Annotated in this window: 7 protein-coding genes; 2 read left to right on the top strand and 5 right to left on the bottom strand. The window is 70.3% G+C overall.

Features of this window, described 5'->3' with window-relative positions; genetic code table 11:
- Positions 1 to 202: 202 nt before the first annotated feature.
- Together rpiA and FV217_RS20535 are read right to left on the bottom strand one after the other, a co-directional pair.
- Positions 203 to 913 (bottom strand): ribose-5-phosphate isomerase RpiA, encoded by a 711-nt coding sequence (gene rpiA, locus FV217_RS20540; RefSeq protein ID WP_147819380.1) that lies wholly within the window; start codon positions 911 to 913, stop codon positions 203 to 205.
- Positions 914 to 1338: 425 nt separating this feature from the next.
- Positions 1339 to 1815 carry a hypothetical protein gene (locus FV217_RS20535; protein ID WP_147819384.1) on the bottom strand — a complete coding sequence of 159 codons (477 nt, stop codon included), beginning with the start codon at positions 1813 to 1815 and terminating at the stop codon, positions 1339 to 1341.
- A gap of 305 nt (positions 1816 to 2120) precedes the next feature.
- On the opposite strand from FV217_RS20535, the gene FV217_RS20530 reads away from it, so the two are divergent.
- On the top strand, positions 2121 to 5420 hold the full coding sequence (locus FV217_RS20530; RefSeq protein WP_147819378.1) for a PAS domain S-box protein: 3300 nt from the start codon (positions 2121 to 2123) through the stop codon (positions 5418 to 5420).
- A 121-nt stretch (positions 5421 to 5541) separates the two neighbouring features.
- Here the strand turns inward: FV217_RS20530 and FV217_RS20525 are convergent, their stop codons facing one another.
- From FV217_RS20525 to FV217_RS20515, 3 genes are all read right to left on the bottom strand, one after another.
- The gene (locus FV217_RS20525) at positions 5542 to 8046 is read right to left on the bottom strand and encodes a TonB-dependent siderophore receptor (protein WP_147819382.1); all 2505 of its coding nucleotides are present in this window, start codon (positions 8044 to 8046) and stop codon (positions 5542 to 5544) included.
- Between the two features lie 463 nt (positions 8047 to 8509).
- Entirely contained in the window at positions 8510 to 9460 is a 951-nt protein-coding gene (locus FV217_RS20520; RefSeq protein WP_147819376.1) for a FecR family protein, read from the bottom strand.
- Positions 9461 to 9551: 91 nt separating this feature from the next.
- Positions 9552 to 10061 (bottom strand): sigma-70 family RNA polymerase sigma factor, encoded by a 510-nt coding sequence (locus FV217_RS20515; RefSeq protein WP_147819374.1) that lies wholly within the window; start codon positions 10059 to 10061, stop codon positions 9552 to 9554.
- A gap of 337 nt (positions 10062 to 10398) precedes the next feature.
- Here FV217_RS20515 and FV217_RS20510 point away from each other — a divergent pair, with 337 nt between their 5' ends.
- Positions 10399 to 11769: a helix-turn-helix domain-containing protein gene (locus tag FV217_RS20510; protein WP_187272656.1), complete on the top strand. Its 1371-nt coding sequence runs from the start codon at positions 10399 to 10401 to the stop codon at positions 11767 to 11769.
- Positions 11770 to 11868 lie beyond the last annotated feature (99 nt).

Below are 11868 nucleotides of genomic sequence, written 5' to 3'. Positions count from 1 at the left end.
TGGGGCGCGGCAGGGGCAGGGGCCGGAGCGCCCGGCTTGGCCGCAGGAGGCTTCGCCGGCTGCTGCGCGAGGGCCGCGAGCGGCAGGGCCGTTGCGCCGACGAGCGCCGCCCAGAGGAGACGGGCGGCCAGGGCGTCGAGGCGGCGGGACATGGACGGCGCTCCGGTGTCGTGTCGGATGATCGGGAATCGGTCGAACGGGCTCACGGAGAGCCCAGAACCGTGACCACGGCCTCGTCGCCGCGCGCCTCGGCGAGGATCGCGGCGGTGGCGAGGCCGAGGAACAGGCCGTGCTCGACCACGCCGGGCACCGCCCACAGGGCCGCCGAGAGCCGTTCGGGTTCGGGGATCGCCTGCAGCCGCGCATCGACGATGGCATGGCCGCCGTCGGTCACGTAGGGCTGGCCGCCCGAAGCCTTGCGCAGCGTCATCTCCCCCGCGCAGCCGGCCGATTCGACGGCCTTCTGGATCGCCTTGAAGGTGGCGCCGAACCCGAACAGGTTGACCTCGATCGGCAGGGGGAATGCGCCGAGCACCGGCACGTGCTTGGCCGCGTCCGCGATCACCACCATGCGGCGGCTGGCATGCGCCACGATCTTTTCGCGCAACAGGGCGCCGCCGCCGCCCTTGATCAGGCGCAGGTTCGCATCGATTTCGTCCGCGCCGTCGACGGTGAGGTCGAGCTCGGGGTACTCCTCCAGGCTGCCGAGCCGGATGCCCTCGGCCTCGCAGGCCGCGCGGGTCGCCTCGGAGGTCGGCACGCCGATGACGTCGAGCCCGGCGCGCACGCGTTCGCCCAGAAGCAGGATGAAGGCGTTGGCGGTGGAGCCGGTGCCGATCCCGAGCCGCATCCCGTCCGCGACGAGGTCGACCGCGCGGGCGGCGGCGGCGCGGCGCAGGTCCGGGCCGCTCACGCGGCGGGTCCGAAGGCGGCGTTGGAGAGGGAGGCGTACATCGGGCGTGCTCACGGCGTCGGCGCGAGCCCCTAGCACGCCTCACGTCGCGGGCAAACGCGGGCAGCCGATGTCGGACTGTCGGCTCGGAGCGGTTTTAATCCGGCCAGGCACCTGCGACCGACCGAGTTTATTTTGGCATGGAATAAAAGCGATGCTTAATCGTGGAGATTAAGTCGATCTGACAGTAACATGAACATTTGCCGCAGTCGTATTTTGTGCTTTAGACAGCAGAGCCTGTAGAAAACAGGCGGTATGCCGCGGGTGGGGGCGGGGAACCCGGAGGTCGTGCATGACCTCGTAGCTTTGGTTCGACTCCAAGGCCGCGGCTCCAGTCCTTCGAAGCGCCGATCCACTCCACAACAGGGATCGTCCTACGCGCGGCATCAGGGCCGGGCGCCCTGCGGGGGCGTCACGCTCGGGGCGGCCTTGGCGGCGGGAGCGATCGAGCCGGTGACGGTGCCGGCCGGGGCCGGGTTGGTCTGGGGCGTGCAGACCACGAGTTCCTCGCGGACCTGGACGTAGCAGATGCTCATCTCGCCGGTGCGGTAGTTGACGCGGAACACCCCGGCCTCGCGGGTGTGGCGGGAGGCGACGAGGCCGTACTCGGCCGGGGACTGGGCGGCCGCGCCCTCGCCGGCGGCGAAGCAAAGGGTCACCCCGACGTTGTCGTCGCGCAGGCCGTACTGGCAGGACGTGACCTCACCCGTGGAGCGGTCGACCCGGTAGACCCGGTTGAGGTCGATCTGCGGCGCCGGCACGAACTCGTAGGGGCCGGCGGCCAGCGCCGGCAGGCTCGCTGCGGAGAGGACGAGGCCGGCAAGCGCCGTCCGGGCGGCTCGGGGCGAAAGGCAGGCGCGCATGGCCGATGACCCTGTCACGGGGGGAAACATCCGCCGAACAGGACCCGATCGTGGTTAACGAAGTCTTGTCGAGGGGATGAAGCCCCGCCCGGCCAACGAAGTCCCGCCGCCGGATGACGCGTCCGCAGGCCGCAGCCCGCCATCGGAAAACCGCCCGGGGGAAATTGCCGCCCCTCCGCCAACCGGCTACCCAGTCGGGACGGCCGGTGCGGCACCGGCCCCGCCGCCCGTCGTGGGCGGTCCCGTTTCCCGGCGCGCGGAACCGCAGCGCGGTCGACGCTCATCCGGATCGACGCCCCCCGACCATGCCAACGACGCCCCCCACGGACCGGCCCGAGACCGCGCCTCCTGAGACCGCAGCTCCGGAGACCGCGCGCCTCGCGGCCCTCGACCGCTACGGCATCCTCGACACGCCGGCGGAGACGGGCTTCGACGACATCGTGGCTCTGGCATCCGAGATCTGCGGGACGCCGGTGGCCCTGGTCAGCCTCGTCACCGGCGACCGGCAATGGTTCAAGGCCCGGGTCGGGTTCGATCCCTGCGAGACGCCGATCGCGCAATCGGTCTGCGCCCACGCGCTGGAGCAGCCGGGCCTGCTCGTCATCCCCGACCTGACGCAGGATCCCCGCACCCGCGACAACACCCTCGTCACCGGTGCGCCCTTCCTGCGCTTCTATGCCGGCGCCCGGCTCGAGACGCCGGAAGGCGCGCCGATCGGGACGCTCTGCGTGATCGACCACGCGCCCCGTCCCGGCGGCCTCGCGCCCCGGCAGGCCGCGGCCCTGGAACGCCTGGCGCGCCAGGTGATGGGGCAGATGGCGCTGCGCCGCGCCGTGGCCGAGCGGGACGATGCGGTGCGCACCCTGCGCGAGGCCGGCACGCGCCACCGCCAGATCCTCGACAGCGCCGTCGACTACGCCATCGTCACCATGGACCTCGACGGCATCGTGACGAGCTGGAACCTCGGCGCGGAGCGGATCGTCGGCTGGACCGCGGCGGAGATGTGCGGCCGGCCCGCCGACGCCTTCTTCACGCCCGAGGACGTCGCCGCCGGCATTCCCGAGCGCGAGATGCGGGCGGCCCGCGAGGTCGGGCGCGGGGCCGACGCGCGCTGGCGCCGGCGCAAGGACGGCTCGCCCTTCTTCGGCTTGGGCGAGATGATGCCGCTGCGGGCGGCGGACGGCACCCTCGTCGGCTACCTCAAGATCCTGCGCGACCGCACCGAGCAGCACCGGGCCGACGCGCGCTCGCGGGCGGCGGAGGAGGCGCTGGCGGCCTCCGAGGAGCGCATGCGGCTCGCCGTCGAGGCCACCGGCATCGGCATCTTCGATTATGCGCCGCAGACCGACGTGCTGCGCTGGGACGAGCGCGTGCGCGACCTGTTCGGCGTCGGGCCGGACGAGGCCGTGACCTATGCCGGCAGCTACCTCGCGGGCCTGCATCCCGACGACCGCGCGGCGGCCGACGCGGCCGTGCGCGCCGCGACCGATCCGGCCGGCACGGGGATGTTCGACATCGAGTACCGCGTGCGCCCCCGGGACGGCGCCGCCACGCGCTGGCTCGCCGCGCGGGGCAAGTCCACCTTCGCGGACGGCCGCCAGACCCGCTTCGTCGGCACGGTGCGCGACGTGACCGTCCGCAAGACCGCCGAGCTCGCCGTGCGCGCCACCGAGGAGCGCTACCGCCTCGTCACGCGGGCGACGAACGACGCGATCTGGGACTGGGACCTCGTCTCGAACCACGTGCTGTGGAACGAGTCCCTGCACTCCGCCTACGGCTACGACCTCGCCACGGTGGGGACCACCGGCGAATGGTGGCTCGACCACGTCCACCCGGACGACCGCGCCCGGGTCGAGGCGGACATCCGCTCCACCATCGCCGGCACCGAGGACGAGTGGAGCCACGAATACCGCTTCCGCCGCGCCGACGGCACCGTCGCCGACGTGCTCGACCGCGGCTACATGGTGCGCGGCAAGCGCGGCGAACCGATCCGGATGATCGGCGCGATGCTCGACCTGACCGAGCGCAAGCGCGACGAACGCCGCCTGCACGCGATGAACGCCATGCTGGAGGAGCGCGTCGAGGAGCGAACCCGCGAGCGCGACCGCACCTGGAGCGTCTCGCAGGACCTGATGGTGGTGATCGACGCGGAGGGCGTGTTCCGCGCCGTCAGCCCGGCCGCGACCCGGATCCTGGGCTGGCTGCCGGAGGAGATGCTCGGCTGCGGCGTGCGCGACTTCGTCCACCCCGAGGACGGGGCGGTGACGGCCGAGGCGATCGCACATGCCGCCGGGCAGGCCCTGCCGCCCTTCGAGAACCGCTATCGCCACAAGGACGGCGGCTACCGTTGGATGTCGTGGGTCTCGGTGCCGGAGGGCGCGCTGATCTACGCCACCGGCCGCCACGTCACGGCGGAGAAGGAGCAGGCGCAGGCCCTGAGCCGGGCCGAGGAGGCCCTGCGCCAGTCGCAGAAGATGGAGGCGGTCGGCCAGCTCACCGGCGGCCTCGCCCACGACTTCAACAACCTGCTCACCGGCATCTCGGGCTCGCTCGAACTCCTGCAGAACCGCGTCAGCCAGGGCCGGCTCACCGAGATCGACCGCTACGTCAACGCCGCGCAGGGTGCCGCGAAGCGGGCCGCCGCGCTGACCCACCGGCTGCTGGCCTTCTCGCGCCGCCAGACCCTCGACCCGAAGCCCACCGACGTGAACCGCCTCGTCGCCGGCATGGAGGATCTGGTCCGGCGCACCATCGGGCCGGAGATCACCCTGGAGGTGGTCGCCTCCGCCGGCCTGTGGCCGGCCATGGTCGACCCCTCACAGCTCGAGAACGCGCTGCTGAACCTCTGCATCAACGCCCGCGACGCCATGCCGGATGGCGGCCGCATCACCATCGAGACCGCCAACCGGTGGCTCGAGACGCATGCGGCCAGGGAGCGCGACCTGGAGCCCGGCCAGTACCTCTCCCTCTGCGTCAGCGATTCCGGCACCGGCATGAGCGCCGACGTCATCGCCAAGGCGTTCGAGCCGTTCTTCACGACGAAGCCGATCGGCCAGGGTACGGGCCTCGGCCTCTCGATGATCTACGGATTCGCCCGCCAGTCCGGCGGGCAGGTGCGGATCTATTCGGAGGTCGGCACCGGCACCACGCTGTGCATCTACCTGCCCCGCCATTACGGACCGGCCGAGGAGGGCGACGCCGCCCCGGACCTCTCGGCCGCCCCGCGGGGCGAGCAGGGCCAGACCGTGCTCGTCGTCGACGACGAGCCGACGGTGCGCATGCTGGTGGCCGAGGTACTGGAGGACCTCGGCTATACCGCGATCGAGGCGGCGGACGGCTCGGCCGGGCTGAAGCTGCTGCGCTCCGACATCCGCGTCGACCTGCTCGTCACCGATGTCGGCCTGCCGGGAGGCATGAACGGCCGCCAGATGGCCGACGCCGCCCGCGTGACCCGGCCCGGCCTCAAGGTGCTGTTCATCACCGGCTACGCCGAGAACGCCGTCCTCGGAAACGGCTACCTCGAACCCGGCATGCAGGTGCTGACGAAGCCCTTCGTGATGGAGGCGCTGGCGAGCCGGATCAAGGACCTGATCGCCAAGGGGTAGGGTCATACCGGCGGCCGTAAACTTCGACGCAGTCGGCCGTCGGCCGTCGGCAAGCGCGAAGGCGCGCCGCCGCGCGTCCGGCGGACCGCCCTGAAGGCGTCAGACGTAAGGGCCGCTGGAATTAGAAATCGACTGTCGCGGATACGATGACCGTGCGCGGTGCCCCGACGGCGAGGAAGCCGCGCGCGGCCGATGCCCAGTAGGAATCATCGAAGATGTTCTCGACGACGGCGCGCATCACCACCGGCTTGCCGTTCGCGCCCTCGAAGACGTAGCGCAGCCCCGCGTCGAACCGGGTCCAGTCCGGGACCGACTGGGTGTTGGCCTGGTTGTAGAACATGCTGCTCGTGTAGATCGCCCGCCCGGTCACGGTCAGGCCGGGAGCGAGCCACGGTGGCAGGTCGTATTCGCCGTAGAGGTTGAGCGCCGTGTCGGGGACGCCGGGCGCCGCCTTGCCGTCGAACTGGCCGCCCGCCGTCTTCACCAGCGTGGCGTCGATGAAGGTGACGCCGCCGAGCAGGCGTATCCCGGCGAAGGGCTCTCCGGCCACGAGGAATTCGGCGCCGCGGTTGCGCTGCAGGCCGCTCACCGAGAAGCGCCGGGTCGTCGGATCGGTGAAGGCGTTCGGCTGCTCGATCTCGAACAGCGAGGCCGTCACGGCGACGGTCCCGAAATCGTACTTGGCGCCGACCTCCTTCTGCCGGCTGACGACCGGGGCGAACACCTCGTTGGCGTTGACGGCCACGGCCGGCGCGGTCGGCCCGGCATCGAGCGATTCGATGTAGTTGCCGTAGAACGAGAGGTTCTCGAAGGGCCGGACCACCAGGGCGAAGGCGGGGCTGAACCGGCTCTCGACGTAGTTCGAGGCCAGGGTGCCCTGCGTCGGCCCCGGGCGCGTGGCGTAGCTCTTCAGGTCGATCTCCTGAAACCGGCCGCCCAAGGTCAGCAGGACGCGGTCGTCGCCCAGCGACAGGGTGTCGGCCACGGCCACGCTGCGCGCGTAGAGCTCCGTGAACAGCGGCTGCCGCTCGGAGCGGGGGAAGTTGATCGTGGGGACCGAGCCGTTCGGCAGATGAATCGGGGCGTAGATGTTGGTCTGGAAGGACGGCAGGGCGAACGGGAAGAAGCCGCGCGAGTGGTTCTTGCTGACGGCCTCGACGGCCGCCACGGTGACATGATGATCGACGATGCCGGTGTAGAACTGCGAGCGCAGGCCGACTTCGCCGGTGAAGCCCTCGAGCTCGAGGGGCTGGACGGCGAGCGAGTTGAGCGCCCGGCCCGTCGTGCTCTGGACCAGATAGTTCGAAGTCAGGAAGTCCTCGTTGTAGCGGCTGACGCCGCCGGCCGCATAGAGCGTCGTGTCGGGCAGGATGTCGTACTCGACCCGGCCGGCGGCCATGTTGTAGCGGCTGTCGTTGTATTCCAGCGTGCTCGACGTGTTGCGGCGGTTGTTGGGGGCGCGCGGCACCGGGATGCCCGCCGCGACCGCGTTGAACAGCGAGGTCGGCGCCGTGATGTTCTGCGTGGAATGGTTCAAGTCGAGCGAGGCGCGCAATCCGTCGCCGCGATAGTCGAGGCCGAGCGCCGCGACGCCGACCTCGATCGCGTTCTTGTCGAGCGGCGTCGCGCCGTTGCGGTAGGCGCCGTTGAAGCGCACGCCCCATTCCTTGTAGGCGCCGAAGCGGCGGCCGAGGTCGAGATGAGTGCCGACCTGGGAATCGCTGAAATAGCTCGTGGTGATCCGCGTGAGCGGCTCGTCGAAGGCGCGCTTCGGGATGAGGTTGATGGTGCCGCCGACGCGCCCGGTGCCGCCGCTCAGGAGCGCGGTCGGGCCGAGCAGGACCTCGACCCGCTCGAGGCCTTCGGTGAAGCTGCGGCGCGCGTTGGCGATGTAGAACAGGCCGTCGAAGGCCGTGTCGACGTTGGTGACCGAGAAGCCGCGGATGAAGTACGAGTCGCGCTCGCTGTAGGGCGGGGCGTCGTTGCGCACCGACGGATTGTTCTGGATGACGTCGCCGACCGAGCGCGCCTGCTGGTCGGCGATCAGCTTCTCCGTGTAGCCCGTCGTGTTGAACGGCGTCGTCAGGACGGAGCGGTTGCCGAGGAAGCCGACGCGGGTCCCGGTTCCGACCTGGCCGCCGGCATAGGGGACGGGGGGCTGGCCCACGGTGCCGGTCCGGGGCGGCTGGCCCGCGACGGTCGCGCCGCGCGCGCCGCCCTGCCCCTGGACGTGCAGCTCTTCGAGCGTCACGGCGCCGGCCGCGGGCGCACCGAGCTGGACGTAGCGCGGGTTGACCAGGGTGATCGTCGAGGCGCCGGCCGGCTTGTGGATCAGGCCCGTGCCTTCCAAGAGCCGGGTCAGCGCGTCGATCGGGTGGAACTCGCCGTCGACCCCTTGCGTCTCCAGCGCCGCCGTCAGCTCGGTCGGGTAGACGAGCTTGACCCCGGCCTGTTCGGTGAAGGCGACGAGGCCGGTTTCCAGGGAGCCTTTCGGGATGGCGAGCCGGACGCTGCGCGTCGCGGAGATCGGTGCGGTGCCGACGACGCCCTGCGCCTCGCCGGCCCGGGCGGCGACCGCCTGAGCCATCACCGCGACGGAGACGCCGGCCAGCGCGATCCGCGTCATCCGGCGGTGTGAAAATCTGCGCGCACGCGTCGTCATGCCAAGCCCCTGCCAAGCCCCCGGGTCGATCGAGGGGGGCGGTACGCTTCGCGCTATCCGCGCCCCTCACAAACCAAGATCAACGAGCGCGCCATCTCCTGACGTCCGATCGCCGTTTTTTTCGATTTTTCTCAGACTTCTGTGCGCCGTCGGGCGGGCGAAGGGCCGGACTCATCGCCTCTTGGTCTCAGACCGTTCCCGGTCGATCCGTTCGATGCCACGGCCCTTTCCCGGACGCCTGGAACGCAGTCGAAGGTGATCCGGGATCCAGAGAGACAAGGGCCGCGCCAGCGGCTCGCTATGAACGACGCAGACGTTTCGACGCTTCGCGACGTCCTTATGCTGGGCCCCGGATCGGGTTCCGCTGACGCTCCACCCGTCCGGGGAAGGGGGTGTGGTAAGCTGAAGGATTCGACCGGAAACGGTCTCACAGGGGCGATCCGACGAGGACGAGTAGGGGCGAGAGACGCCGGATGCGGACCCCCATCGTGGCCGCGATCACGTCGAGGGCGTCGTCGGTCTCGCGGGGATCGAAGACGCCGGTGACGCGCCGCTCCCCCAGCCGGCGGTCGAGGAGGACGATGCGGCCGTGACGGTAGCGGTCGAGTTCGGCCAGAACGGTCGCGAGCGACTGGCCGGCGAAGACCAACCGGCCCTCGCGCCACGCCGTGCTGCGATCGACGTTCGCCGCGCTCACGGCCAAGGCCGCGTCGTCGCCGACGCGGACCGCCTCGCCCGCCGAGAGCATGGCGTGGCGACCCGCCGCCACGACTTCGACGCGCCCTTCCGCGACGCCCACCGGACTGTCCGCGCCATCCACGCGCACGACGAAGCGCGTGCCGACGGCGCGCGCGCTCAGGCCGCCGTGGCTGACGACGAACGGGCGCTTGGGGTCCGGCACGACATCGAAGACGGCCTCGCCGCGCAGGAGCTCGACCCCGCGTTCCGTCTCCGAGAAGTGCAGCGCGATCGCCGTGTCGGTGTTGAGGTGGACCCGGCTGCCGTCGGCCAGCGTCGCGTGCTCGATGGATCCGACACCGCTCCACAGGTCGGCGCGCAGCCGGTCGACGAGGCCGGCCTGGTAGGCCAGGGCACCCCCGAGCAGGAGCGCGACGGCGATGCCGGCGAGGGTCTTGGGCGGGCCGGGACGCGGACGCGGATCGGGCAGGCGCCCGAGCCTGCGCCACAGCGCATCCATCTCGGCATGGGCCTCCGCATGCGCCGGGTCCGCCGACCGCCAGGCCTCGAAGGCCGCCCGGTCGGCGTCGGTGGCGTCGGACGAGGAGAGCCGCGCGACCCAGCCCGCCGCCTCCTCGTCGATCGGATCCTCGATGCCCGCCGCATCGGGATCGGATTCGTCGGTGCGGGACACGGCCATTCCCCCGGTATCTTGCTGAGCGCCGGCATGGCCCGGCGACGCCTCGCGATACCTTAGATCAACGAGACGCCGATCTCCTGATGCGGTCCGCTCAGAAAAAATCGAGGCTGCAGCGCCGGCAATGCAGGAGCGCCTTGATGATGTGCTTCTCGACCATGTTGCGGGTGACGCCGAGGCGGAGCGCGATCTCCCCATTCGCGAGGCCGTCGACGCGGCTGAGCAGGAACACCGCGCGGCAGCGGGGCGGCAACGCGTCGATGGCCGCGGCGAGGCGCTTCAGCTCCTGGCGGGCGATCGTGTCCCGCTCCGGGAGCGCATAGCCGTCGACGATCCCCGCCAGATCCGCATCGGTCGTCGCCGCGAACAGGGTCCGTTCGAGCCGCTGACGGTTCCGCATGCGCAGCGCCACGTTGTGGGCGACACGAAACAGCAGGGCGGTGGGATGCTCGATATTTGTCCGCGTGAGCGCGGCGAGCATGCGCAGGTAGGTTTCCTGCGTCGCGTCGGCGGCGTCGGCCGGGTTCTCGAGCAGGCGCCGCAGGAAGCGCTGAAGCTTCAGCCCTTCGCGCCGATGCAGCGCATCGATCGATACCCCCTCCATGACACCAGCCCTGTCCCGCGCGGATCCCAGCACGTCCCGCGATCCCCATGGACCGACCAGACAGAGGCGCAGGGATTATGCAAGCATCTCAGTGCTTTAGATGACTTCTAAGTTCTCCGCCGGAGAGCGATCAAGTCTTTGTGAACTCAACCGAAATACTCCGGTCCGTCGAAACCTATAGATTGGAATCGATCCAGTATTGGCGCCGAAAATCGTTCGCGTTGCACCTCGGCCACATATCGACGGCCGACCCGGCCCAGGCTTGCGGATCGATGCCCGTCTCGGCCCATGCCGGGGACGAAACGACTCTCCCGCGTCTCGAGCCGGTCCCGTGCCGATGGTGGCGCTCGCGCAGCAATCTCAGCCGGATCGTCATGCCGGAATCGGCGTCCCGTACGATACTCTCCCTGCTTCCTGCCGTTGCTCGCGAGAGCTGCGGGGACGCCCAGGTTTCGGAGCCTGTCCGACGATGCGATCCCCCCTTCCGCGCCGCCGGGATCGGCCGTCTCGCGCAAGACGGGGCCGAAGCATTCCGCCGAATTGTTGCGCCCGTCCCCACGCGCACGAGAACAATGCCCCGCACCCTCGATACCGCTCTGTCGCGACCGGCATCCGTCGTGTACGCCATCCGGCGGCCCAAGGGGTGTCGGACGCATCCCGCCGATCAGTTAGAAACGGTATGACGCGTACGGGCATCCAACGGCCGGCGAGCCCCAATGAGACGTATCTCAGCAGGGCGTCGGCCGACAGCTTCGGCCTCTATCACGATCTGATCCAGTCGAGCGGAGCGACGACATCCCTCCTGGGTGAGACATTCGAGGCGACCATCGCGGCGCACCATTACGGCCGCCTGACGCTGTTCGACCGGCAGCTCATCGGTGCCGACCACTGGCGCGACCCCGCACAGATCCGGCGCGACGGCTTCGAGCACTACTACCTGCAGGTCTTGCGCTCCGGCCGCATTGTGAGCGGTCGGAGCGGCGAGGAGCGCCGTCTGGCCCCAGGTGACGCCGTTCTCTTCGACGCGACCCAGCCGATGCGGTCCCATGTCGCCGACGCCGACTTCGTCACCGTCATCCTGGCCCGCGACCTGGTCGAGGCCGCCGCACCGGACGCGCGGGATCTGCACGGACGCATCCTGCCGAAGGGCGAAACGGGCTCGCTCGGTGAGACCGTGCTGTCGTTGATCCGGTGCGCACCGCGCTTCTCTGAGGCCCTGGCAGCCGGAGGCAGTCAGGTCATCACCAGTATGCTCGGCAAGATCCAGGGGAGATCCGAGGCGGCTTTCGACGCCGTCGTCAGCGAAAACGATCTGGAACTCGCCCGGCGCCTGAAAGCCGAATTGTTCATCGACGACAACCTCGGGTCGGATCTCAACGCCGACATCGTGGCCCGCAGCATCGGTGTGTCGCGCGCCTCGCTGTATCGCGCGATGCGAAGTGTCGGCGGCGTCGAAGCGGTCGTCACGCGTCGGCGCGCCGCGCGCTTGCGTTCGCTGATCCTCCGACCGGGCGACAAGAAATCCATCACCCTCATGGCACAAAGGGTCGGCTTCTCGAGCGTGAGCCACTGCTCCCGCGCGTTCAAGCAGATCTATGGACAGCCGCCGGACCAGCTTCGCGCGATCCTTCGCGACGATGCACGCGCGGCAACCCAAGCCTTGGACGCTGGGCGCATGCAGAACTGGTACGGTGCGATGAACGACTGATCCATCGTCCCGCCGCGACCGTCCGATGGGAGGCGGGTGCCGGGGCGGGGCCTGAACCTTGCCGCCTTGATCCCCCCATCCATCCGGTCCATCCCCGGC

The organism is Methylobacterium sp. WL9 (assembly GCF_008040035.1).
In the GTDB taxonomy this organism is placed as follows: Bacteria; Pseudomonadota; Alphaproteobacteria; order Rhizobiales; family Beijerinckiaceae; genus Methylobacterium; species Methylobacterium thuringiense.
Note: the sequence above shows the minus strand (reverse complement) of the source record. Positions and strands in the feature narration are given on the sequence as shown.

Bases quoted from the DNA above. Each gene is read 5' to 3' on its own strand.
- FV217_RS20520 (WP_147819376.1), bottom strand. From the start codon at position 9,460: ATGGCCGTGTCCCGCACCGACGAATCCGATCCCGATGCGGCGGGCATC.
- FV217_RS20530 (WP_147819378.1), top strand. From the start codon at position 2,121: ATGCCAACGACGCCCCCCACGGACCGGCCCGAGACCGCGCCTCCTGAG.
- FV217_RS20535 (WP_147819384.1), bottom strand. From the start codon at position 1,815: ATGCGCGCCTGCCTTTCGCCCCGAGCCGCCCGGACGGCGCTTGCCGGC.
- FV217_RS20515 (WP_147819374.1), bottom strand. From the start codon at position 10,061: ATGGAGGGGGTATCGATCGATGCGCTGCATCGGCGCGAAGGGCTGAAG.
- FV217_RS20525 (WP_147819382.1), bottom strand. From the start codon at position 8,046: ATGACGCGGATCGCGCTGGCCGGCGTCTCCGTCGCGGTGATGGCTCAG.
- FV217_RS20510 (WP_187272656.1), top strand. From the start codon at position 10,399: ATGGTGGCGCTCGCGCAGCAATCTCAGCCGGATCGTCATGCCGGAATC.